19 protein-coding genes and 1 pseudogene are annotated in these 22437 nt (G+C 62.5%); 13 read left to right on the forward strand and 7 right to left on the reverse strand.

Features of this window, described 5'->3' with window-relative positions:
* The first annotated feature begins 57 nt into the window (after nt 1-57).
* Together BLW22_RS02435 and dacB are read left to right on the forward strand one after the other, a co-directional pair.
* Entirely contained in the window at nt 58-2475 is a 2418-nt protein-coding gene (locus tag BLW22_RS02435; RefSeq protein ID WP_074843977.1) for a TonB-dependent siderophore receptor, read from the forward strand.
* 296 nt (nt 2476-2771) lie between these two features.
* A complete protein-coding gene (gene dacB / locus BLW22_RS02440; RefSeq protein WP_074843979.1) occupies nt 2772-4217 on the forward strand; it encodes a D-alanyl-D-alanine carboxypeptidase/D-alanyl-D-alanine endopeptidase in 1446 nt (481 codons plus the stop codon).
* Between the two features lies 1 nt (nt 4218).
* Here dacB and BLW22_RS02445 read toward each other — a convergent pair whose 3' ends face one another.
* Nucleotides 4219-4998, reverse strand: coding sequence for an IclR family transcriptional regulator (locus BLW22_RS02445; RefSeq protein ID WP_074843981.1), 780 nt, complete (start codon nt 4996-4998; stop codon nt 4219-4221).
* A 120-nt stretch (nt 4999-5118) separates the two neighbouring features.
* On the opposite strand from BLW22_RS02445, the gene hmgA reads away from it, so the two are divergent.
* Genes hmgA through BLW22_RS02465 form a run of 4 tightly spaced genes read left to right on the forward strand, consistent with a single transcriptional unit; the run spans nt 5119 to nt 9763 of the window.
* The gene (gene hmgA / locus BLW22_RS02450; RefSeq protein ID WP_074843983.1) at nt 5119-6402 is read left to right on the forward strand and encodes a homogentisate 1,2-dioxygenase; all 1284 of its coding nucleotides are present in this window, start codon (nt 5119-5121) and stop codon (nt 6400-6402) included.
* A 3-nt stretch (nt 6403-6405) separates the two neighbouring features.
* Nucleotides 6406-7692: a fumarylacetoacetase gene (gene fahA, locus BLW22_RS02455; protein WP_065924205.1), complete on the forward strand. Its 1287-nt coding sequence runs from the start codon at nt 6406-6408 to the stop codon at nt 7690-7692.
* Between the two features lie 12 nt (nt 7693-7704).
* A complete protein-coding gene (gene maiA, locus BLW22_RS02460; protein ID WP_074843986.1) occupies nt 7705-8343 on the forward strand; it encodes a maleylacetoacetate isomerase in 639 nt (212 codons plus the stop codon).
* 49 nt (nt 8344-8392) lie between these two features.
* Nucleotides 8393-9763 carry an MFS transporter gene (locus BLW22_RS02465; RefSeq protein ID WP_065948970.1) on the forward strand — a complete coding sequence of 457 codons (1371 nt, stop codon included), beginning with the start codon at nt 8393-8395 and terminating at the stop codon, nt 9761-9763.
* 172 nt (nt 9764-9935) lie between these two features.
* Here BLW22_RS02465 and BLW22_RS02470 read toward each other — a convergent pair whose 3' ends face one another.
* Nucleotides 9936-10739 carry a SirB1 family protein gene (locus tag BLW22_RS02470; RefSeq protein WP_074843988.1) on the reverse strand — a complete coding sequence of 268 codons (804 nt, stop codon included), beginning with the start codon at nt 10737-10739 and terminating at the stop codon, nt 9936-9938.
* 185 nt (nt 10740-10924) lie between these two features.
* Between BLW22_RS02470 and BLW22_RS02475 the strand changes: the two genes are divergently transcribed.
* Nucleotides 10925-11944 (forward strand): Leu/Phe/Val dehydrogenase, encoded by a 1020-nt coding sequence (locus BLW22_RS02475; RefSeq protein ID WP_027604689.1) that lies wholly within the window; start codon nt 10925-10927, stop codon nt 11942-11944.
* Between the two features lie 55 nt (nt 11945-11999).
* On the opposite strand, the gene BLW22_RS02480 is transcribed toward BLW22_RS02475, so the two are convergent.
* The gene (locus BLW22_RS02480) at nt 12000-12260 is read right to left on the reverse strand and encodes a YebG family protein (RefSeq protein WP_012722374.1); all 261 of its coding nucleotides are present in this window, start codon (nt 12258-12260) and stop codon (nt 12000-12002) included.
* A 271-nt stretch (nt 12261-12531) separates the two neighbouring features.
* Here BLW22_RS02480 and BLW22_RS02485 point away from each other — a divergent pair, with 271 nt between their 5' ends.
* The 3 genes from BLW22_RS02485 to BLW22_RS02495 all read left to right on the forward strand — a co-directional run bounded on the left by BLW22_RS02485 (nt 12532) and on the right by BLW22_RS02495 (nt 13768).
* Nucleotides 12532-12792, forward strand: a complete 261-nt coding sequence (locus BLW22_RS02485; RefSeq protein WP_074843990.1) for a DUF6124 family protein — start codon at nt 12532-12534, stop codon at nt 12790-12792.
* A gap of 184 nt (nt 12793-12976) precedes the next feature.
* Nucleotides 12977-13267: a type II toxin-antitoxin system RelB family antitoxin gene (gene relB, locus BLW22_RS35775; protein ID WP_083381312.1), complete on the forward strand. Its 291-nt coding sequence runs from the start codon at nt 12977-12979 to the stop codon at nt 13265-13267.
* 12 nt (nt 13268-13279) lie between these two features.
* Nucleotides 13280-13768, forward strand: coding sequence for a phosphate-starvation-inducible protein PsiE (locus tag BLW22_RS02495; protein WP_053131246.1), 489 nt, complete (start codon nt 13280-13282; stop codon nt 13766-13768).
* On the opposite strand, the gene BLW22_RS02500 is transcribed toward BLW22_RS02495, so the two are convergent.
* Nucleotides 13765-14082: a DUF3509 domain-containing protein gene (locus BLW22_RS02500; RefSeq protein WP_065924197.1), complete on the reverse strand. Its 318-nt coding sequence runs from the start codon at nt 14080-14082 to the stop codon at nt 13765-13767. The two genes, BLW22_RS02495 and BLW22_RS02500, sit on opposite strands and share 4 nt — an antisense overlap.
* Before the next feature lie 337 nt (nt 14083-14419).
* On the reverse strand, nt 14420-15796 hold the full coding sequence (locus BLW22_RS02505; RefSeq protein WP_065948907.1) for an L-serine ammonia-lyase: 1377 nt from the start codon (nt 15794-15796) through the stop codon (nt 14420-14422).
* A 137-nt stretch (nt 15797-15933) separates the two neighbouring features.
* Between BLW22_RS02505 and BLW22_RS02510 the strand changes: the two genes are divergently transcribed.
* Nucleotides 15934-16881: a LysR substrate-binding domain-containing protein gene (locus BLW22_RS02510; protein WP_065924195.1), complete on the forward strand. Its 948-nt coding sequence runs from the start codon at nt 15934-15936 to the stop codon at nt 16879-16881.
* 213 nt (nt 16882-17094) lie between these two features.
* The gene (locus BLW22_RS02515; RefSeq protein WP_027604683.1) at nt 17095-17505 is read left to right on the forward strand and encodes an HPF/RaiA family ribosome-associated protein; all 411 of its coding nucleotides are present in this window, start codon (nt 17095-17097) and stop codon (nt 17503-17505) included.
* Between the two features lie 51 nt (nt 17506-17556).
* Here the strand turns inward: BLW22_RS02515 and BLW22_RS02520 are convergent.
* Nucleotides 17557-19067, reverse strand: a pseudogene (locus tag BLW22_RS02520) (MFS transporter).
* A 105-nt stretch (nt 19068-19172) separates the two neighbouring features.
* On the opposite strand from BLW22_RS02520, the gene BLW22_RS02525 reads away from it, so the two are divergent.
* A complete protein-coding gene (locus tag BLW22_RS02525) occupies nt 19173-20045 on the forward strand; it encodes a LysR family transcriptional regulator (RefSeq protein WP_065924193.1) in 873 nt (290 codons plus the stop codon).
* Here the strand turns inward: BLW22_RS02525 and fecA are convergent.
* The gene (gene fecA, locus BLW22_RS02530) at nt 20042-22381 is read right to left on the reverse strand and encodes a TonB-dependent Fe(3+) dicitrate receptor FecA (RefSeq protein ID WP_074843994.1); all 2340 of its coding nucleotides are present in this window, start codon (nt 22379-22381) and stop codon (nt 20042-20044) included. The genes BLW22_RS02525 and fecA overlap by 4 nt on opposite strands.
* Between the last annotated feature and the right edge of the window lie 56 nt (nt 22382-22437).

A 22437-nucleotide genomic window follows, 5' to 3' on the forward strand; every position in this document is an offset into this window, starting at 1 on the left:
TGCTTGAAACTGCGATCTATTCGCATTAACAGCGTTTTCTACACGGGTTCTCACAGCATGAAGTCGACGGCGGGCGGTTTGGTTAAACAGTGGCTGGGAGCCTCGGTACTGGCGGTATCGGGGCTGGCCTTGCTGCCCCTGTGTGTGGCACAGGCGCAGGAGCAGCAAAGCGCCCAGTTCAGGTTTGCCCTGGCTGCCAAACCGCTGCCCCAGGCCCTGAGTGATTTCAGCCGGGTCACCGGTATCAGTGTGATCTACACCGATGAAGCGCCCTACGGCCTCAGCGCCCCGGCGGTCAGCGGGCAGATGAGCGCGACGCAGGCCTTGCAACGCCTGCTGGGCAACTCCGGGTTCACCTTCCGCCAGATCGACGCCCGCACCCTGGCGCTTGAGCCGCTGCCGACCGACGGCGCGGTCAACCTCGGCGCTACCACCATCAGTGGCATCGGCCAACCCCAGGACAGCACCAGCTACCAGCCGCCGCCCACCAGCTCGGTGATGCGCTCCCGTGCCTTGCTGCTGGAAACCCCGCAGACCGTCAACGTGGTCCCCGCCCAAGTGCTGCGCGACCAGACCCCGCGCAATCTGGATGACGCCCTGGGCAACATCAGCGGCATCACCCAGGCCAACACCCTGGCCAGCACCCAGGACGCGGTGATGCTGCGCGGCTTTGGCGACAACCGTAACGGCTCGATCATGCGCGACGGCATGCCGGTGGTGCAGGGCCGTGCGTTGAACGCCACGGCGGAGCGTGTCGAAGTGCTCAAGGGCCCGTCCTCGCTGCTGTATGGCATCCAGGACCCGGGCGGCGTGGTGAATATCGTCAGCAAAAAGCCCGAGCTGACCCAATCCACAGCCCTGACCGTGCGCGGCTCCACCTTCGGCAACGGCAAGAACGGCAGCGGTGGCAGCCTCGACACCACCGGGCCGATCGGTGACTCGGGCCTGGCCTATCGCCTGATCGTCGACCATGAAGACGAAGACTACTGGCGCAATTTCGGCACCCACCGCGAGTCGCTGGTGGCGCCGTCCCTGGCCTGGTACGGCGATTCAACCAAGTTGTTGTTCGCCTACGAACACCGCGAATTCCTCTCGCCGTTCGACCGCGGCACCGCCATCGACAAGTCCAACCACCCGCTGGACATCCCGGCCACTCGCCGTCTGGACGAGCCGTTCAACAACATGGAAGGGCGTTCCGACCTGTACCGCTTTGAAGCCGACCACGACTTGAACGACGACTGGAAAGCCCATTTCGGCTACAGCTGGAACCGTGAGACCTATGATGCCAGCCAGGTGCGTGTCAGCGCGGTAAATACCAACGGCACCCTGACCCGCAAGATGGACGGCACCAAAGGTGCGATCACCACCGACCGTTTCGCCACGGCCAGCCTGGAAGGCAAGGTCAATGTGCTGGGCATGCAGCATGACCTGGTGTTCGGCCTGGACGACGAGTACCGCAAGATCTACCGTGCCGACCTGATTCGCCAGAACTCGCGCGGTACGTTCAACTACAACAACCCGGTGTACGGCAACGAAGTCGCGGGCACTACCGTCAGCGCCGCCGACAGCGCCCAGACCGACCTGTTGCGCAGCGACTCGCTGTTCTTCCAGGACGCGATTCACCTGACCGACCAGTGGATCTTTGTGGCCGGTGCGCGCTATCAGATGTATGACCAGTACGCCGGCAAGGGCGTGCCGTTCAAGGCCAACACCGACGGCAACGGCCAGGCCTGGGTGCCGCGTGCCGGCCTGGTGTATCGCTACACCGATGAGTTGTCGTTCTACGGCAGCTACACCGAGTCGTTCAAACCCAACTCCACCATCGCCGCCTTGGCCGATGGCAGCACGTTGACCGGTGACCTCACGCCGGAGGAATCCAAGTCGTGGGAGCTGGGCGCCAAGCTCGACATCCCCGGGCGCATCACCGCCAGCGCAGCGTTGTTCACTATCGACAAGCGCAATGTGTTGGTGTCGGTGGGCTCCGGCGCCAACACCATCTACAGCATCGCAGGGCAGGTGCGTTCCCGTGGCCTGGAACTGGACGCCAGCGGCCAGTTGACCGACAAGTGGAGCCTGATCGGCAGCTACGCCTTCACCGACGCCGAAGACATCAAGGACAACGACCCGACGCTGGAAGGCAACCGCCTGCAAAACGTGGCCAAGCACACCGGCTCGCTGTCGGTGGCCTACGACTTCGGCAACATTTTCGGCGGCGACCAATTGCGCGTGGGCACCGGTGCACGCTACGTCGGCGAACGCGCAGGCGACGCCGCCAACGACTTCAACCTGCCGGGCTACACCGTGGCTGACGCCTTCGCCACCTACGACACCAGGATCGACGGGCAGAAGGTCAAGTTCCAGGTCAACGTGAAAAACCTGTTCGACCGCGTTTACTACACCTCGGCGGCCAGTCGCTTGTTTGTGTCCATGGGCGATGCGCGGCAGGTATCGGTGTCCAGCACCCTGGAGTTCTAAAACCTGGCGAGCTCCCTATGGCAAGTGTGCTCCTTGTTGTGGGCAGGCTTCCTCTGGTGAGCGGGCTTCCTCTGGTGAGTGGGCTTCCTGTGGTGAGCGGGCTTCTTGTGGTGAGCGGGCTTGCCCCGCGTTGGGCTGCGAAGCAGCCCCAAAACAGACTCCATGGTGTTCCTGAAAGAACGCGACGGCATCATTAAGGGCGGCTTCGCCACCCAACGCGGGGCAAGCCCGCTCGCCACAAAGGTACGGAGCTGTTAGCGTTGCGGCCATTAATGGCTTTGCGGAACACAGTACTGATGCACTTTGGACGATGGCTGCACCTGCTGTGCCTGAGCGTTTTACTGGGCGGCTGCGCGAGTGTTTCGCAGCCTTCCACGCCTTCAACCCTGGATCAGCTGTTGGCCGATCCTGTCCTCAACGGCGCCACGGTTTCTATCATGGTGCGCGACGCCCTCAGCGGCAGTACCCTCTATCAGCACAACCCGCGCACCCGTCTGATTCCGGCTTCCAACCTTAAGTTGCTCACCACCGCTGCGGCGATGGATGTGCTGGGGCCGCAATACCGTTTTTCCACCCAGCTGTTGAGCAACGGCACCCGGCAAGGCGAGCGCCTGGCCGGCAACCTGTACCTGCGCGGCCTCGGCGACCCGACCACGCAGTTCGTCGACTACCAGGCATTGGCCGCCCAGTTGGCGAGCCGGGGCGTGCGCCAGGTACAAGGCGACCTGGTTTTCGACGACACCTGGTTCGACGCCGAACGCCTGGGCGTGGATTGGGCGCAAGACGATGAAAGCACCTACTACGGCGCGCAGATTTCGGCATTGACGGTGTCTCCCAATGCGGATTTTGACGCGGGCACCTTGCTTGTCACCGCGAAGGCGCCCGTCGCGCTCGGCCAGCCAGTAAGCGTGATGCTGAGCCCGTCCACCGACTACGTGCAACTGAGCAACCGTGCCGTCAGCGGCCCCGGCAACAGCTACGCCATTACCCGCCAGCACGGTACCAACCTGCTGCAACTCAGCGGCGCGCTCGCCCCGGGCAAGCAAAGTCGGCAGTGGGTGAGTGTGTGGGAACCGACGCAACTGGTGGCCAATCTGTTTGAGCAGGCCTTGGCGCAGCAGGGCATCCAGGTGCTGGGCCGGCGCGTGATCGGTGGCGCCAGCCCCGCGACGGCGACAGTGTTGGCGGAGCATCAATCGGCGCCGTTACAGGACTTGATCACACCGCTGCTCAAGCTCTCGAACAACAACATGTCCGAAGCGTTGCTCAAGGCCATGGGCCGCAAAACGGCCAACGCGGGTACGGCGGCGGCGGGCGTGGTGGCGGTAGCGGCGTTCATGCAGCGCCAGGGCCTGGACCCGGCGACGCTCAGCCAGGTGGATGGCTCAGGTTTGTCGCGGCGCAATCTGGTCTCGTCGCAGAACCTGACCGACCTGCTGCTGGCTAGCGCCAAACAGCCCTGGTTCGACGCCTGGTACAACGCCTTGCCGATTGCCGGCAATGCCGACCGTATGACCGGCGGCAGCCTGCGCTATCGCCTGCGCGGGACGGCGGCCGAAAACAACCTGCATGCCAAGACCGGCTCGATGGCCGGCGTGTCATCGCTGAGCGGCTATATCACCGATGCCGACGGGCGGCGGCTGGTGTTTTCGATGATCAGCAACAACTACCTGAGCGATGCGGCACCGATCCGCGCCCTGGAAAACCGCCTGGCCGTGGCCCTGGCGCACTGGCACGACTGATTCAGGGCTGGTAGCCCATCCGCCAGCTCACGGCCCGGGTCGCTGCCAGCAAGCGCTGCGCCGCCGGGCCATCTTCGTCGGCGTGGAACAGCGAGGTGGGGCCGACCACGGTCATCACCGCCGCCACGTGCCCGACCGCGTTGAATACCGGTGCCGACAGCGCATCCACCCCCGGCATCAGCAGGCCATGCACAAAGTGCAGGCCACGGTTGCGGATTTGTTCGCAGGTGGTGGCGTAAGCCTGGTCGTCGGCGAGGGCATGGGCGATGCCAGCCTGGACCTCGCGCTCACGCAACTCGACGGTTTCCCGCGACGGCAGGAAGGCACTGAACACCAGCCCGGTGGACGAACTGAGCAGGGGCAACACCGACCCCAATTGTGTCACCACCGTCACCGCGCGTACTGCCGGTTCGATCTGCACCACCGTCGCGCCCTGGTTGCCCCATACCGCCAGGAAGCAGGTTTCATTCAACTCGTCGCGCAGCTCTGCCAGGGGCATCGCGCCGACTTTCAGCACGTCCATGCTGCCCAGCGCGGCCAGGCCCACGCGCAGCGCCTCGCGCCCCAGGCCGTAATGGTTGGTGGCGGTGTTCTGTTCGGCAAAACCCGAGGCGATCAGCGCCTGTAAATAACGGTGCACCTTGCTCGCCGGCATCTGCACATGGTCGGCCAGCCGCGACAACGACGTGGAGGGCGACAGTTCGGCCAGGGCCTTGAGGATGTCGGTGCCCACTTCGGCCGAGCGGACTTTCTGTTTACCGGTGTCGCGGGGCTTTTCCATGGAGAGGCGAGAATCCGAGAGATGAATGGGCGTCTTTATAGCTTGACGGTCGATAGTGATCAAATTACGTTATTCGTAACTGGATTACGATAAAAACAACTTCCGCATAGAGGATGATCCATGAACCTCGAATACCTGTCGGGCTTCGGCAATGAATTCGCCAGCGAAGCCCTGCCCGGCGCCTTACCGGTCGGCCAGAACTCCCCGCAAAAAGCGCCCTACGGGCTGTATACCGAACTGTTTTCCGGCACCGCCTTCACCATGGTACGCAGCGAAGCCCGCCGCACCTGGCTGTACCGCATCCAGCCATCGGCCAATCACCCGGCGTTCGTCAAGCTGGAGCGGCAGCTGGCCGGCGGCCCGTTGGGGGCGGTGACGCCCAATCGCCTGCGTTGGAACCCGTTGGATATTCCGAGTGAGCCGACGGACTTTATCGACGGCCTGGTCGGCATGGTGGCCAACTCAGGGGCGGAAAAACCCTCAGGCATCAGCATCTACACCTACCGCGCCAACCGCTCGATGGACCGCGTGTTCTTCAATGCCGACGGCGAACTGTTGATCGTGCCCGAGCAGGGCCGCCTGCGCATCGCCACCGAACTGGGGGTGCTGGACGTCGAGCCGCTGGACATTGTCGTGTTGCCCCGTGGCCTCAAATTTCGTGTCGAACTGCTGGATGCACAGGCGCGCGGTTACGTCGCCGAAAACCATGGCGCGCCGCTGCGCCTGCCGGACCTGGGGCCTATCGGCAGCAACGGCCTGGCCAATCCGCGTGACTTCCTCACCCCGGTGGCCCACTACGAAGACCTCAGGCAACCGACCACGCTGGTGCAGAAATTCCTCGGTGAACTGTGGGCGTGCGAGCTGGACCATTCACCGCTGAACGTGGTGGCCTGGCACGGCAATAACGTGCCGTACAAATACGACCTGGGCCGCTTCAACACCCTTGGCACCGTGAGTTTCGATCATCCCGATCCGTCGATCTTCACCGTATTGACATCGCCCACCAGCGTGCACGGCCTGGCCAACCTCGACTTCGTGATCTTCCCGCCGCGCTGGATGGTGGCCGAGAACACCTTCCGTCCGCCGTGGTTCCACCGCAACCTGATGAACGAGTACATGGGCCTGATCCAGGGCGCCTACGACGCCAAGGCCGAAGGCTTCCTGCCCGGTGGCGCGTCGCTGCACAGCTGCATGAGCGCCCACGGCCCGGACGGCGAGACCTGCACCAAGGCCATCAACGTGGACCTGGCACCGCACAAGATCGATAACACCATGGCCTTCATGTTCGAGACCAGCCAAGTGCTGCGTCCCACTCAGTTCGCCCTGGAGTGCCCGCAACTGCAACCTTCCTATGACGCGTGCTGGGCCTCGTTGCCCGTCACCTTCAACCCGAACCGGAGATAACCCATGACGCAGCCAACCCCTACCCGCAGTTGGGTAGCCTCCGCCAATGGTCACCGTGATTTCCCCCTGCAAAACCTGCCGCTGGGTGTGTTCAGCATCAACGGCTCGGTGCCGCGCAGTGGCGTGGCGATTGGCGACGCGATCCTCGACCTGCACGCCGCCGTGGATGAGTTTGAAGGCGAAGCCCGCCGCGCCGTTGATGCGACTGCGGGCGGCCAGTTGAACGCCTTTTTCGAGCTGGGCCGTGGCCCGCGCGTGGCCTTGCGCGAGCGCCTCCTGGAGCTGCTCGCCGAGGGCAGCAAGCTGCAGGCCCGTGAAGCGCAGGTGCTGCACCGCGCCGCCGATTGCCAGATGCACCTGCCGGCGAAGATCAACGACTACACCGACTTCTACGTCGGCATCGAGCATGCGCAAAACGTCGGCAAACTGTTCCGCCCGGATAACCCGCTGTTGCCGAACTACAAGTACGTGCCGATCGGTTATCACGGCCGCGCCTCGACCATTCGCCCCTCGGGTGCTGACGTCCGTCGCCCCAAAGGCCAGACCTTGCCGGCCGGCCAGACCGAACCAAGCTTCGGCCCCTGCGCGCGCCTGGACTACGAACTCGAGCTGGGCATCTGGATCGGCCAGGGCAACGCCATCGGCGACTCGATTGCCATCGGCGATGCAGCCGAGCATATCGCCGGTTTCTGCCTGCTCAATGACTGGTCGGCGCGGGACATCCAGGCCTGGGAATATCAGCCGCTGGGCCCGTTCCTGTCCAAGAGCTTCATCACCAGCATTTCACCGTGGGTGGTCACGGCCGAAGCCCTGGAACCGTTCCGCAAAGCACAGCCGGCGCGGCCCGAAGGCGATCCGCAGCCACTGCCGTACCTGCTGGATAAGCGTGACCAGGCCGCTGGCGCCTTGGATATCGAACTTGAGGTGCTGTTGACCACCGCCGCCATGCGCGAACAGAACCTGCCGGCCCATCGCCTGGCCCTGAGCAACAGCCTGCATATGTACTGGACCGTCGCGCAATTGGTGGCGCACCACAGCGTCAACGGCTGCCAATTGCAGGCCGGCGACCTGTTTGGTTCGGGGACGTTGTCGGGTCCTGAGGCCGGGCAGTTCGGCAGCCTGCTGGAGATGACCGAAGGCGGCAAGAAGGTCATCGAGCTGCCTTCCGGCGAAGTGCGCCGGTTCCTGGAGGATGGCGATGAAGTCATCCTGCGCGCCCGCTGCAACCGTGAAGGCTTCGCCTCCATCGGCTTCGGCGAATGCCGTGGCACTGTGGTCTCGGCGCGCTAGGAGGGCAGGGCGATGGAACTCTATACCTACTACCGCTCTACGGCGTCCTACCGGGTGCGCATCGCCCTTGCGCTCAAGGGCCTGGTTTTCACTGCGGTGCCCGTCAACCTGCTGGTGCCGGCGGGTGGCGCCAATCGCCAGCCCGAATACCTGGCCATCAACCCCCAAGGTCGCGTTCCGGCCTTGCGCACCGATGACGGCGAGCTGCTGATTCAGTCCGCGGCGATCATTGAATACCTGGACGAACGTTATCCACAGGCGCCGCTGCTTTCCAAGGACATGGCCACCCGTGCCCATGAACGCGCAGTGGCGTCGATCATCGGCTGCGATATTCACCCGCTGCACAACTCCAGCACCCAGAACCTGTTGCGTCAGTGGGGACATGACGAGGCGCAGGTGCTGGAGTGGATCGGGCATTGGATCAGCCAGGGGCTGGGTGCGGTGGAACAGTTGATTGGCGATAAGGGGTATTGCTTTGGCGAGCAGCCGGGCATGGCCGAAGCCTTCCTGATTCCCCAACTGTATGCGGCGGAGCGCTTCAAGGTGCCGTTGGGGGCGTATCCGCGCATCGGCAGGGTGGCGGCGTTGGCGGCGCAGCATCCGGCATTTATCCAGGCCCATCCTGCCAATCAACCCGACACTCCTGAGTGATCGTGCCCACGCAGAGCGTGAGCACAATAATAAAAACAGGTACCTTGCGATGCACAATCAGATTGCCAGCTTTCGCGCGGCACTCGATGCCCGTCCGGTGTCGCGCTACCAGTGGTTGATTCTCCTGTTGCTGGCCTTGTTGCTGGTAACCGATGGCTACGATGCCCAGGTGCTGGGTTATGTGGTGCCGGCGCTGGCGTCGGATTGGGGGCTGGAAAAGGCCGCGTTCGGACCGGTGTTCAGTGCCAACCTGCTGGGGCTGACCTTGGGCTCGTTGCTGGTGACACCCCTGGCCGACCGCTTTGGCGTACGCCGCATCCTGCTGGGCTGCGTGCTGATCTATGCCAGCCTCACGGTGTTGATGATCTTCGCCAGCTCGCTGACAACGCTGATGGCGGCGCGCTTTATTTGCGGTATCGGCATGGGCGGCGCGATGCCCAGTGCCATGGCGTTGATGTCGGACTATTCCCCGCCACGTTTGCGCACCTTGATGGTGACGTTGGCGGCGTGCGGCTTCTCGTTCGGCGGCGCAGCCGGTGGGTTTGTGGCCGCAGGATTTATCGACGGCTTTGGCTGGCAGGCGGTGTTTCTTGCCGGCGGCGTGACGCCGTTGCTGCTGTTCCCTTTCCTGGTGTGGCTGCTGCCGGAATCCCTGCCGCGCCTGCTGCGCGATGCGCCGCCGTATGCACGCTTGCATAAGGTCACCGCGCGCATGTTGCCTGGGTGGCGTGCGCCGCTGGCGGGCGAGGAAGAAAACCGCCACGAGCAGGGCAGCCCGTTGACGGTGGTGGAGCTGTTTCGCCATGGCTATGCACGCCCGACCGTGCTGATCTGGGCGACCTTCTTTGTCAGCCTGATCCTGCTGTATTTCATGATCAGCTGGTTGCCGTCGCTGCTGCTGGAAAGTGGCCTGGCGTTGAGTGAAGCCAACCTGGTGACCTCGATGTTCCTGTTCGCCGGCACCTTGGGTGCCATCGGCATGGCCTGGTTTGCCGACCGATTGAAGCGCAAGGTGCGGCTGTTGTCCGGCGTGCTGGCGGCAGCGGCGGTGTGTACCGTGCTGCTGGGGCTGAACCACGACAATCCGCGCTATCTGGTGGCCTGTGTGTTTGCCGCCGGGTTTTGCATCATCGGCGGGCAACTGACCCTTAATGCTTTCGCCAGCAATTTTTATCCGGCGCATGTACGCGCCACCGGTACGGGTTGGGCATTGGGTGTAGGGCGCTTCGGCTCGATCCTGGGCCCGTTGCTGGGCAGCATGCTGCTGGCGATGCATATTCCGGTGCAGCAGATTTTCTTCTTCTGCGCGATTCCGGCGGTGATCGCGGCGTTGTTGATCATTCAAGTGCGCTCGCCCGCGCCTGACGCGCCGAAGAGCTCTTTGCACGGCGATATCCTCAAGGTACCGGCCAATCACTGAAGATGTTGCATCTACATCGAGCAGGATCACTGTGGTGAGCGGGCTTGCCCCGCGCTGGGCTGCGTAGCGGCCCCAAAAATCGTGGGAGCGCTTCGCACTCCAGCGCGGGGCAAGCCCGCTCACCACAGAAGGCCGCTCACCACAGGGAAATAGGCGCTTGAGAGCAGTGGGTTCAATGCACCACGGAGTTGGGCGGCAGGTGCCCCAGGCGTTCAGTCAGGCGCAGGCGTTGGATTGGGTCTTCGCTGAGCATCAGCGCGTGTTCAAGGTCGAAGCGCTCGGCGTTGGGGCAGTCCAGGCGTTGATACAGGCTGGCCCGTGCGAGGTAATCGGCAGCGCTGGCATTGCCCAGTTCCAGCACGCGCTCGGCGTCGATCAGCGCGGCCAGGGGGTTGTCATTGGCCAGGTGCAACTGGCGCAGGTTGCGGGACAGCCGTTGCAGGATCGAACGGGGTTCGGCGGTGTGCAGATGGTCGGCGTGTAACTTGAGGTTGGGGCCATACTGGCGTTGCAGCAGCTCGCGGCAATCGTTGGGGTACAGGCGTCGTCCGCCGCAGGGGTCCAGCAGGTGATCGGCACCGGGCACCCGCAGCAGGAAGTGGCCGGGAAAGTTGACGCCGACCATGGGAATGCCCAGGCGTCGCGCCAGCTCCATGGCAATCAACCCCACGGCCAGGGGCTGCCCGCGTTTGCGTTGCAACACCTTGTCCAGCAGGGCGGCGGCGGGGCGCAGCGGGGTGAAGTCATCCTGGGCGAAGCCGAGGTCATTCATGCGTCGCAGCAAGGGTTGGCCCAGTTCATCCGCCGGCAGCAGGGGCATGCCCAGGCTGACCTGTTGCTCGAGCAGTTTCAGGTCCTGCATGATCAACGCCGGTTGCACCGCCGGGTCATGCTCGGCGGCGATCCACAGCGCGGCTTCAAACAGCGCGGGGGGCGAACGTTCCAGGCAGGCGAAAAAAGCGTGACGGGGATTCATTGCATTCTCCGGCGAATGCCCCCGTTTTAGCCTTGCTGGGAATTTTCGTCCAGTGGCTTAAGAAATATCCTATCCGCTTATGTCACAAGACCTACAAAACCGGACGGCTTATTCCAGCGCACTTCGGCAGTTTTCTGCCGCAAGCCTATACTTGGCGACACAAGAAGTGATTCGGGAGCTCGACGATGTTTGCTCTCATGCATAGCACCCGCCTTGAATCGCTGCACCTGAGCATCGACCCGGTGACGGGGTTGAAGGCGGTCATAGCCATCCACAACAGCCGCCTGGGCCCAGCCTTGGGTGGTTGTCGCTACCTTGCCTACCCCGACGATGAAAGCGCCGTGGCGGACGCCGCGCGCCTGGCCCAAGGCATGAGCTACAAGGCCGCCCTGGCCGGGTTGCCGGTGGGTGGCGGTACGGCGGTGATCCTGCGCCCCGCCCATGTGGAAAACCGTGCGGCGCTGTTTGAAGCCTTCGGTCGTTGCATCGAGCAACTCGACGGTCGCTACATCACCGCCACCGACAGCGGCACCTCGGTCGCCGACATGGACTGCATCGCCCAGCACACTCGCTTCGTTACCAGCACCACCGCCGCCGGCGACCCTTCGCCCCATGCCGCCATGGGCGTGTTCGCCGGTATCCGCACCACCGCCATGGCCCGCCTGGGCAGCGACAACCTCGAAGGCTTGCGCGTGGCCATCCAGGGCCTGGGCAACGTGGGCTTCGCCCTGGCCGAACAACTGCACGCCGCCGGCGCCGAGCTGCTGGTCAGCGACATCGACCACGGCAAGGTGCAGCTGGCCATGGAACAGCTCGGCGCGCATCCCATCGCCAACGACGCCTTGCTCAGCACCCCGTGCGACATCCTCGCACCCTGCGGCCTGGGCGCCGTGTTCAACCGCCAGAGCGTCGGCCAGCTCCGCTGCGCCGCCGTCGCCGGTTCCGCCAGTGCACAACTGACCAACCTGCAAGTGGCCGACCAACTCGAAGGCCGCGGCATCCTCTACGCCCCGGACTACGTGATCAACTCCGGCGGCCTGATCTACGTCGCCCTCAAGCACAGCGGCGCCGAGCTGCCGACCATCACCGCGCACCTATCCAATATCGGCACGCGCCTGACGGAAATATTCGCCCACGCCCAGGCCGAAAAACGCTCCCCTGCACGGGTCGCGGACGAACTGGCCGAGCGTCTGCTCTACAAATAAGCCAGGCATTAAAAAGGCCCTGAATCATGGACTCAGGGCCTGTTCAATTCGGGCTTTATTCCGCCGGTGCGTTCAGCAACTCGGACAACGCATCCGGTTGGCTCTTGAACGCCTTGGCAAATACATCGCGATTCTTCGCCATGTAGATCCCGGCTTCCTCCACCTGCTGCTCGCTCAGTGACGGCACGGCTTTTTGCAACACTTCTGCGAGCAACTCAGCGAGTTCAAGCATCTTGTCATGACGGTCAGCTTCGGCTTTATCCATGAACAAACGCTCCAGATCTCGGCTGCTGCGGTATACCACTTCGACGGCCATTCACCACCTCACATGCCTTCACGATAGTTGTCTTTTGCGACTACTGTATTTATATACAGCTAAAAGGGTAAGCCAAACCGTGGGGTTTGGGTAGCAGTTTTTTAATGTAGCCGGGAAATAGGGGGTTACTACAACGGAAATTTCTGACAACACGCTGAGGTTGCCGGGTAATCCTACGCCGGCTTACCTTTTCCGGGTCCTGATTGTGCAGGGCCGAGCTTGGCGGCTTGAATTTAAGGGAACCTATCCAGTTAACTAGCGGAGTTGCACCATGGGAAAAAATCCTCCCCGTGATACCGATTATTTGAGTCCTGAGCCGCCTGTCACGCTTTTCAACGTAACGCCCAACGCAGACAAAGAAACTCTACTGGCCCATGCCAGCGAAACGTTAAACAGCGTCCGTGAAATGGCCAGTACGCTGGCATTTGATCTTGATGGGCCACAGCGAAGCCTGGTTTTGGCGATTCACCAGTTGGTGGAAATGAGCGGTCTGCTGGTCGACCGGGCACTGGAGCAAGTCGCACCTGCCTGAGGACTCACCAATACCTTTGCCTAGCGAGCCTGTTGTGGCGAGCGAGCTTGCTCGCGTTGGGCTGCGCAGCAGCCCCGAGTCAGGCGAAGGTGTTCTTCCAGATAAATCTCGGTGACAGGTTGGGGGGAGCTTCGCACCCCAACGCGAGCAAGCTCGCTCGCCACAGATATAGGCGTTCATACCTTTGAAAAGTGAATTTCCTGAAATTGCGCAAGGCATTGATTCCGAAGCGTCCTACGACCTTTGGTTTCGGACCAAAGTGCAAGAAGCTTTGGATGACCCTCGCCCTGGAGTCGCTCATGAACAAGTCATGAGCGAAATGAACGCACTGATCAAGGCCAAGCTTTTAACCCCTCCCCCCCGAATAAGTGCCTCATATCAAGCGGCCACCATCTCACTTCCCGCCTCTGGCCTTTTTTCTGCATGCAGAACAACCGTCACGTCCAACCCGCATTATCCGGTCGAACCGACCTAAGGAAGCACCATCGTGAAATTTAATTGGGCCGAAAAGCTGCGCCATCAAGTCCATGGGCTGGCCGAGTCCCTGGGGAACCTGTTTGTCGAGTCGTTCCATTACCTGGCGTTGTTCGCCATCGGTGCGGTGACCGCCTGGGCAGCGGTGATGGAATTCCTGGGGATGCTGGAGAACGGGCACATCAAGATCGATGACATCCTGCTGCTGTTCATCTACCTGGAATTGGGCGCGATGGTCGGGATTTATTTCAAGACCAACCACATGCCGGTGCGTTTCCTGATCTACGTGGCGATCACCGCGCTGACGCGTCTGTTGATCTCCAACGTGTCCCACCACAACCCGCCCGACATCGGCATCATCTACCTGTGCGGTGGGATTCTGCTGTTGGCGTTTGCGATTCTGGTGGTGCGCTACGCGTCGTCGGCGTTCCCGTCGGTGAAGGTCGAAGGCCCGCGTCGCAAGGGCGAGGCGAGCCTGGAAACCGAGAAGGGCGAGCTTTAAAGCCCGACGCTGAAGGGCAGGGGGCGGGTCGGTGGCCGCTGCAGCAGTTTGTGGCTGTCGCCGTCCGTCATCACCGCCAGGATCTCCATGGCGCTGTGGCCCTGCTCGATGGCGATGCCGAATTGAATGCTTTGCACCAGGCGTTTGAGCCGTTGCGGGTCGTTGCGTTGTTCGGCACTGATCATGCGTTTGGCCACTACGCCCGTCTCGTCCGAGAGGGTGAGCATGATGCTGCCGTCGAGCCGTTGGATGCTCAGGTTGACGCGGTATTTTGGGGTGAAGGTGTCGGTGATGATCTGAAAAGGATTGTCCATGGTGCGTTACCGCCTGATAAGAACATGCAGTCATTGACGACCGGTGTCGTGATTAGTTCGCGTTGCCTGACCACCGGCCACTCCGTCGCTGAGGTTGTACAAATTCCGTTTACCTCATGAGCTGTACAGCAAAGGGCGTGCCGTACAGCGATCTGTCAAACAATGAGCTCCTTATGTGTGTGTGGGCTTGCTCCCGATAGCGGTGCATCAGCCAAGTATTCATTGACTGATGCACCGCTATCGGGAGCAAGCCCCCTCCCACATGGGTTCTATGTTGTTATTGAGATCGGTGATCCGTTTCAGGGCAACACGGAAAAAACGATCGCTGACAGCGCAATCAGCACTCCACCCAGCTGACCGCCAGGCCGCCCCGTGAAGTTTCTTTGTATTTGTCGTGCATGTCGGCGCCGGTATCGCGCATGGTGCGGATCACCCGGTCGAGGGAAATGAAGTGCTTGCCGTCACCGCGCAGGGCCATTTGCGTGGCGTTGATGGCCTTGACCGCGGCGATGGCATTGCGCTCGATGCACGGCACCTGCACCAGGCCGCCGACCGGGTCGCAGGTCAGGCCGAGGTTGTGTTCCAGGCCGATTTCGGCGGCGTTTTCCAGTTGCTCGGGGGTGGCACCGAGGATGTCGGCCAGGCCGGCGGCGGCCATGGCGCAGGCTGAGCCGACTTCGCCCTGGCAACCGACTTCGGCACCGGAGATCGAGGCGTTTTTCTTACACAGAATGCCGACGGCTGCGGCGGCCAGGAAGAAATTGATCACATCGTCGTCAGACGCGTCGGCATTGAACTTCATGTAGTAGTGCAGCACCGCCGGGATGATTCCCGCTGCGCCATTGGTCGGCGCCGTGACCATGCGCCCGCCCGCGGCATTTTCTTCGTTGACGGCGAGGGCGAACAGGTTGACCCATTCCATGGCCGACAAGGTCGAGGTGATCACATTGGGTTTGCCGATTTCCAACAGGCTGCGGTGCAATTTCGCTGCACGCCGTGGCACGTCCAGGCCACCGGGCAGGATGCCTTCGTGGCGCAGGCCTTGTTCCACGCATTCGCGCATCACCGACCAGATATGCAGCAGGCCGCTGCGGATCTGTTCATCGCTGCGCCAGGCGCGTTCGTTGGCCATCATCAATTCGGAAACCCGCAGGCCGTGTTTGTTGCACAGGGCCAGCAGCTCGACGGCGCTGGAGAAGTCGTAGGGCAATTGCACATCGTTGGCCGGCGCGAGGCCCGAAGCCGCTTCAGCGGCTTCGATGATGAAACCGCCACCCACCGAATAATAGGTCTGCTCGCTGAGCAGGCCGTTGTCGCCGTAGGCGTGCAGGGACATGGCGTTGGGGTGGTAGGGCAGACTTTCGTCCAGCAGCAGGAGGTCTCTTTGCCAGTTGAAAGCAATTTCCTGTTGACCGGCCAGCAACAACCGTCCGGACTCGCGCAGCTGTTGGATACGCGTGTTGATCGAAGTGGGATCGACCTGATCCGGCCATTCGCCCATCAGGCCCATGACGCAGGCGCGGTCGGTGGCGTGGCCGACACCAGTGGCGGACAGCGAGCCATACAGGCGCACTTCGACCCGGCGCGTTTCACTCAGCAGGTGCTGGTCGCTCAGGGCCCGGGCGAAGGTCGCCGCCGCGCGCATGGGGCCGACGGTATGGGAGCTGGAAGGGCCGATGCCCACCTTGAATAGATCGAAAACACTGATAGCCATGCTAAAGCCTTACAAGAAATGGAGTAGGAATCGCTGCCATGTTTTGTAGGACGAGCGCAATTGGCGCGATACTGAGCCTCTAGATCGGCACTGACCAACGAATTATCCTAAGACACCCTTTAGCAGGACTAAACTCTATGGCTCGCCCTCTCCATGGCCAGACTTATGTCTGGTTGCACGTGTTTTCCTGCGCTGCCCGGCATCTGTCGTTCACCCGCTGCGCCGAAGAACTGCACATCACGCCGGGGGCGGTGAGCCAGCAAATCCGCCAGTTGGAGGAGCGCCTGGGGTTTCGGCTGTTTCATCGACGGGCACGGGGGGTGGAGCTGAGTGCCGAGGGCCAGCGCCTGGCGGCAACGGTGGGGGAGGCCTACGGCAGCATCGACGCCGAGTTGCAGCGGCTGGATGCGGGGATGATCAGCGGCACGCTTCGCCTGCGCTCGATTCCATCATTTCTCGGCAAATGGCTGACCCCACGCTTACCGCGCTTGCAGCAGCGCTTCCCGGATATCCAACTGCGTATGGTTGCCGAGGACAGCAGCATCGCCCTGCACGAGGGCGACTTTGACCTGGCCATTGACCTCAACGACGGCAGCTACCCCGGCCTGTTATCCACAGCCCTGCTGGATGAGCAGATTTTCCCGGTCTGCGCCCCCAGCCTGTTGCGGGGTCGACCGCCCTTGCACGGGCCGGCCGATCTCGTGCATTTCCCGCTGCTGCATGACATTACCGCCTGGCGTGGGAGTTATGAGTATGCGGAGTGGGAGTTCTATCTGAATGCCATCGGCTATCACGTCGCCGATGTACGCCGTGGCCACACCTTCAACCGCAACCACCTGACCATCGAAGCCGCCATCGCCGGCATGGGCGTGGCGATTGCGCGACGCACCTTGCTCAACGATGAGCTGGAACGCGGTACCTTGATTGTGCCGTTCGGCCTCGCGGTGCCCAACTATAAACGTTATGTGTTGCTATATGCGCCGGGCGCCCTGAGCCATCCGGGCGTACGCGCGGTGCATGACTGGCTAGTGGAGGAAGCAGGGATTTTTCGCGCCTTGCACCCGCTGGGGGAGGGGCAATTGTGAGGATTGCGGGGCGTAAGAAGATGTAACTAACTCCCCACCCTAACAGCGTTTCTGCTCGTCGTCAGGGTTAATTTGTAATGTGGGATTTATCTTTGCAAAGGGGTTGAAATGTTTCTCTAGCTGCTCAATTGTGTAATCAAGAGGTCATGGTTTCACCACCCCGGTGTTGCAGTTTGTGACCTCTCGCGAGCTAGCTGAAATAAGGGAAGAACTATGCAAATCCAAGTCAATAGCGATAACCATATTGAAAGCAGCATCCGACTGGAGGAGTGGGTACGTACTACCATTGAGAGCACGCTCGAACGTTATGAAGAAGACCTGACCCGAGTGGAGGTCTACCTGCGGGATGAGAACGGCGATAAGCCCGGTCCCCACGATTTAAGTTGCCGACTGGAAGCGCGGCCAAAAGGCCATCAACCGCTGTCGGTGTCCGCCAAGGGCGATACCCTAGAACAAGCGATTGACAGCGCGGCCACCAAGCTGGATCACGCATTGGAACATCTGTTTGGTCGACTGCAAGGCAAGCCCCGCGCTGCCGCGAAAAACCAGCCCATCAACAAAGTGAACGAAGACGCGCTGGAACAGGAATTCCTGGAAAACGAAAACGCGGTCATCAACGGCTGACGTTCTTTTCACCCCCTGCAAACGGGCCTGCATCTGCAGGCCCGTTTTCGTTCAGGCGCCGCGTCGGAAAAAATACCGGCTCAGCATCGCCAGCCCGCCAGCACCCAACCCGGCAAACAGCATCGCCCAACCGGCCCCGTGGCGCAGTGCCGCCTGGGTGTCGTTGACTGTCAGCCCCATCGATTCGAGTTTTCCTGCGGCAATGTTTTGACTGATAACCGGCCAATCCATTGCCGTGGTGGCGGGCAGCATCTCGGCCAGGTGATGGCTGATCCCCAGCAACAGCACCAACCCCATCAGGGCAATGTTGAGCGCCAGGGTGATCAGCCGCGCACTGAGGTCGATGCCGGAGGCCATGCCCGCGCGGTCGGCCGATACCGAGCCGGTGGTGGTATTGGTGGTGGGCGAGTTGGTCAGCGCCAGGCCTGCGCCGGCGATCACGCAACTGAGCAGCACCAGCCCGATACGTGGGTGCTCGGCGCCGTTGACGGCGGCCATGGCCAGAAAGCCCGCGCCCATCAGGCCCAGGCCGAGGGGGATGATGCGTTCGGCGCCATAGCGCAGGGCCAGGCGCTCGGCCAGTGGCGGTACCAGCAAGGTCGGCAGGGTATAGGCGAGCAGAGCGGCGCCGGTGGTCAAGGTGTCGTAACCCAGGCCTGCCTGAAAGTACAACGGCAGGTAGATCATGAACGGCCAGAAGCTGAAGTTCATGCCGATCGAACCCATCAACGCGCCGTTGAACCGCTGGATGCGGAACACCGAGAAGTCGAACATCGGGTGCGCACTGCGAAGCTCGACCGTGATGAACAGCAGCAGGCCGAGCCCCGACAACGCCGCCCAACCGAGCATGGCCGGTGTGCCGAAACCGTGTTCGCTGCCTTGGGTGATGAAGTACACCAGGGCAAACACCGACAGGGTCAGGGTGAGCATGCCGGCGATGTCCAGGCGATGGGCGGCCGGGTCGCGGGATTCCTGCACGCTGATGCGCAGCAGCACCAGGGTGAACAGGGTGAGCGGCACATGTACGAGGAACACCCAGCGCCAATCCGCCACCGCCAGGATCAATGCGCCGATCATCGGCCCGAAGCCCAGGCCCACGCCGGCAATCACGCCCCATATCGCAAACGCCCGTGCCCGTGCTGCCGGTTCGCGGAACAGGTGCGAGAGGATGGCGAATTGGCAAATCATCATCGCCCCGGCACCGATGCCCTGGATAAACCGCGCCGTGATCAGCAGCGAGGCATCCTCGGCCAGCCCGCAGGCCAGTGAAGCCAGGCCAAACATCCACAGGCACAGCACCAGCATGCGGCGACGGCCAAAGCGGTCGGCCAATGTGCCCGCTGCCATCAGCACGCTGGTGCAGGCCAGGGTGTAGGCGTTCATGATCCACTGGGCGTCCTGGAAGCCCGTGCCCAACTCCCGCTCGAGCGTCGGCAGGATCACCGGCACGCTGGAAATCTCCAGGCCGAACATCAGGGCGACAAGGCACACGGCCGTGAGGGCCAGCCCATTCCTGGCGGTACGCGGGGGCTGGCGGTAGTTAACGTGGCGGCGGGTGGCATGGGATTCTCCTGTGGATGAAGTGTCGCGTTATTTTCAGGGGAATCTGTTTCGTTATTCGTGATAAGTTTTCCGCTCATAGGGGAATTCAGGGCGACAATAGAGCCATGACGACACCGCGTTTTGATGGCGTTGAGCTGTTTCTGCACATCGTCGAAAGCGGCAACCTGACCGGGGCAGCCGAACGGCTGAACCTCACCCGCTCTGCGGTCGGCAAGGGCCTGGCGCGATTGGAAGCGCGCCTGGGCACATGCCTGTTGCAGCGCTCCACCCGCCGCCAGCGTCTGACCGAGGACGGCCAGGCGTACTACGAGCATTGCCTGCGCGCGTTGGCGGAACTCGAGGCGGCCGAATCGGTGCTGGAAAGCGGCCGGCAACACCCACGCGGCCGCTTGCGGGCGAGTTTGCCACTGGCCTTCGGGCATCACTACGCGGCCCCGGCATTGTGGGGGTTGATGGCGCGCTATCCGGAACTGGAGATCGAGATCAGCTTCGCCGATCGGCTGGTGGACCTGGCACAGGAAGGCTTCGACGTCGCTGTGCGGATCGGCCCGCTGCCCGACACCGACCGCCTCAGTGCACGTCGCCTGGGCGAACAGGCCGTTGGGCTGGCGGCGTCACCGGCGTACTTGCAGCGCGTCGGGCCGATTGAATGCATCGAAGACCTTGCCGGCCATCGCGGCATTGCCTATCGCAGCACGACCTCGCAGCGCAATCCCGTGGCCTCGCCGTTGATGATGGACGACCTCCAGGCGGTGGCCGATGCCGCCATCGCGGGCGTCGGCCTGGCCTGGTTGCCGAGTTGGTTGATTGCGCACTATGTGCTGCGGGGGCAGTTGGTCGCGGTGTTGCCCGGCTATCGCGAGCAACCTGCGCCGATCCATGTGATCTGGCCGACAGCCGTGCATATGCCGGCCAAGACGCGTTGTGCAATCGACGCTCTGGTCGCCGCCACCCCCAGTTGCCTGGCGGGCAGTTAGAACGCGATAGAGGTCTGCACGTACAGCGTACGCGGCTCACCCACGTATTTGCCCTTGTTGTTGTCGTCGAACGAGCGGGTGAAGTACTGCGTGTTGAAGATGTTCTTCACGCCGACCGCCACATTCAGATCCGAAAGTTGCGGGCCGAAGTCATAGGCTGCGCGGCTGCTGAACAGCATGTAGCCGGGGATTCGACCGTTGGCGCCGTCAGCACTTTCTGCCTGAGTGTTGGCGTTGTCGGCGAACTGGCTGCTCTGATAGCTGCTGTCCACATTGAGTTTCCAGCGCCCTTCGGTGTAACCCACGCCAAGGGTGCCCTTGTGCTTGGACGAGAAGGGCACGCGGTTGCCTTTGTTCGGGCCGTCTTCGCGGATGGTGGCGTCGACGTAGGCGTAGGTAGCGTACACATCGAAACCGGCCAACGCCGGGCTCAAGCCATCGAGGGCGTAGTTGACGCTGGTTTCAATACCCTGGTGGCGCGTTTCGCCGCGGGCGATCACCGAATCGTTGGTCTGGTTGCTTTCATACTGGTTGTCGAAGTTGATCAGGAACGCGCCGATCTCTGCGCGCAAGGTGCCGTCGTCATAGCGGGTACCCAGTTCCCAGGTGCGGGCTTTTTCCGGTTTCACTTCACCGCTGGTCACACGGTTGGGCATCTGGCTGTACTGCACGCTGCCGAATGAACCTTCGGTGTTGGCGTACAGGTTCCAGTCGTCAGTCAGGTGATAGAGCACGTTCAACGCCGGCAGCGCGGTGTTGTAGTCGCCTTTGTGTTTGACGTTGGTCAGGTTGTTGCTCTGCTGGGACTCGATCATCTCGTAGCGGATGCCCGGGGTGATGGTCCACTTGCCGATATCAATCCGGTCATCGACGAAGAACGCATTGGCTTCGGTGCCGCCGCGGGTGTCGCGGTCGTTGCGGCTGTCGGTGCTGGGGATTTGCTGGTTGTTGGCGGAAATCGGCGTGCGGTAGCGCAACTCGTGGCCGGCTTCGTTGATGTAGCGGTAGCCGACGCCCACTTCATGGCTGGTCGGGCCGAGGTCAAAGCCTTGGGCGAAACGGGTTTCCAAGCCGCGCACCCAATACTCACGCGGGGACAGCGACAGGAAGGTGCCCTGGTCCAGGTAGCCGCTGCGCAGGGTCTTGGTGAAGAAGCTGTTGACGGTGAATTCGCGGCGGTCCTGCTCGTAGCGATAGCCGACGTTGAACATCGTACGGCGGCCCCAGAATTTGTCGTAGGGACGGGTGGACTGATATGGATCGGCCTTGTAGTCCGCGACGTTCAAGCCCCCAGGCATATCGGCCTGGCCTTCATAGTACTGCGCCATGGCGTTGAAGCTGTTGGCGTCGTCGAGCTGGTATTTGCCTTTGAGGATCAGGTCGTCGATGCGCGTGTTGCTGTTTTCGCGCCAGTCGCCGCCACGGGTGCCGGAATACAAAATCGCGCCGCCCAGGCCATTCTCGGCAGTGCCGCCGGCCAGCAGGTTGCCGGTGGTCTTGAAGCCGTCATGGCTGGAAGACGGGCTGGTCTCGGTCTGCAAGCCACCTTTGACGGTGGGTGCATCCGGGATCGCGCGGGTCACGAAGTTGACCACGCCGCCGACGTTCTGCGGGCCGTAGCGCACCGCGCCGCCGCCACGCACCACGTCCACGGCGTCCATGTTGCCCATGCTGATCGGCGCGAAGGACAGCTGCGGCTGGCCGTACGGCGCGAAGGGCACAGGGATGCCGTCCATCAGCACCGTTGAGCGCGAGGCCAGGCGCGGGTTGAGACCGCGAATGCCGAAGTTCAGCGCCATATCGTGGCTGCCGGTGCCGTTATTGTCCGGAGCGTTGACGCCGGGGATGCGGTTGAGCACGTCCTTGGCCTGGGTGGCGCCCTGGCGTTCGAACTCTTCGCGGCGGATCACGTCACGGGCGCCGGGGTGTTCGAAGACATTGGTTTGCGCCGCATCGCCGAGCCAGTCGCCGACCACGCTGGAGGTCGCCAACTCGACAGCCGCCGGCGCCGTTGCCGGTTGCAGGCTGTAGGCGTTGTCGCCTTCGGCACGGGCTTGCAGGCCGGTACCTTCCAGCAGCTTCTGCAGGCCTTCGGCGGCGCTGTAGCTGCCGGACAAACCACGGCTTTGCATGCCCGCCGTGACTTCGGAACCGAAGGAAATCAACACGCCGGCTTCACGGCCAAACTGGTTCAGGGCTGCTTCCAGCGAGCTTGGGGCGATGTGATACGGCTTGGTATCGGCCGCCATCACGCAAGGCAGTACGGTCAGGCTGAGGCTGGCGCCCAGCAGCAGTTGGCGCAAGGTGCGGGCGAGAAGGGTGGGTTGCTGGGGCATGGAGGGCGGTCCTGAGAAGGAAGGATCAAGGTGGCTTTCCTTCTCTGTCACGCGAG

The organism is Pseudomonas marginalis (assembly GCF_900105325.1).
Lineage (GTDB): Bacteria > Pseudomonadota > Gammaproteobacteria > Pseudomonadales > Pseudomonadaceae > Aquipseudomonas > Aquipseudomonas marginalis.

What these genes read in the sequence shown, in the direction of transcription:
- BLW22_RS02515 (WP_027604683.1), top strand. Translation starts at nt 17,095, where the DNA reads ATGCAAATCCAAGTCAATAGCGATAACCATATTGAAAGCAGCATCCGA.
- BLW22_RS02445 (WP_074843981.1), bottom strand. Translation starts at nt 4,998, where the DNA reads ATGGAAAAGCCCCGCGACACCGGTAAACAGAAAGTCCGCTCGGCCGAA.
- BLW22_RS02485 (WP_074843990.1), top strand. Translation starts at nt 12,532, where the DNA reads ATGGGAAAAAATCCTCCCCGTGATACCGATTATTTGAGTCCTGAGCCG.
- BLW22_RS02510 (WP_065924195.1), top strand. Translation starts at nt 15,934, where the DNA reads ATGGCTCGCCCTCTCCATGGCCAGACTTATGTCTGGTTGCACGTGTTT.
- BLW22_RS02480 (WP_012722374.1), bottom strand. Translation starts at nt 12,260, where the DNA reads ATGGCCGTCGAAGTGGTATACCGCAGCAGCCGAGATCTGGAGCGTTTG.
- maiA (WP_074843986.1), top strand. Translation starts at nt 7,705, where the DNA reads ATGGAACTCTATACCTACTACCGCTCTACGGCGTCCTACCGGGTGCGC.
- BLW22_RS02505 (WP_065948907.1), bottom strand. Translation starts at nt 15,796, where the DNA reads ATGGCTATCAGTGTTTTCGATCTATTCAAGGTGGGCATCGGCCCTTCC.
- BLW22_RS02470 (WP_074843988.1), bottom strand. Translation starts at nt 10,739, where the DNA reads ATGAATCCCCGTCACGCTTTTTTCGCCTGCCTGGAACGTTCGCCCCCC.
- fahA (WP_065924205.1), top strand. Translation starts at nt 6,406, where the DNA reads ATGACGCAGCCAACCCCTACCCGCAGTTGGGTAGCCTCCGCCAATGGT.
- BLW22_RS02465 (WP_065948970.1), top strand. Translation starts at nt 8,393, where the DNA reads ATGCACAATCAGATTGCCAGCTTTCGCGCGGCACTCGATGCCCGTCCG.
- hmgA (WP_074843983.1), top strand. Translation starts at nt 5,119, where the DNA reads ATGAACCTCGAATACCTGTCGGGCTTCGGCAATGAATTCGCCAGCGAA.
- BLW22_RS02435 (WP_074843977.1), top strand. Translation starts at nt 58, where the DNA reads ATGAAGTCGACGGCGGGCGGTTTGGTTAAACAGTGGCTGGGAGCCTCG.
- fecA (WP_074843994.1), bottom strand. Translation starts at nt 22,381, where the DNA reads ATGCCCCAGCAACCCACCCTTCTCGCCCGCACCTTGCGCCAACTGCTG.
- BLW22_RS02500 (WP_065924197.1), bottom strand. Translation starts at nt 14,082, where the DNA reads ATGGACAATCCTTTTCAGATCATCACCGACACCTTCACCCCAAAATAC.
- BLW22_RS02475 (WP_027604689.1), top strand. Translation starts at nt 10,925, where the DNA reads ATGTTTGCTCTCATGCATAGCACCCGCCTTGAATCGCTGCACCTGAGC.
- BLW22_RS02525 (WP_065924193.1), top strand. Translation starts at nt 19,173, where the DNA reads ATGACGACACCGCGTTTTGATGGCGTTGAGCTGTTTCTGCACATCGTC.
- dacB (WP_074843979.1), top strand. Translation starts at nt 2,772, where the DNA reads ATGCACTTTGGACGATGGCTGCACCTGCTGTGCCTGAGCGTTTTACTG.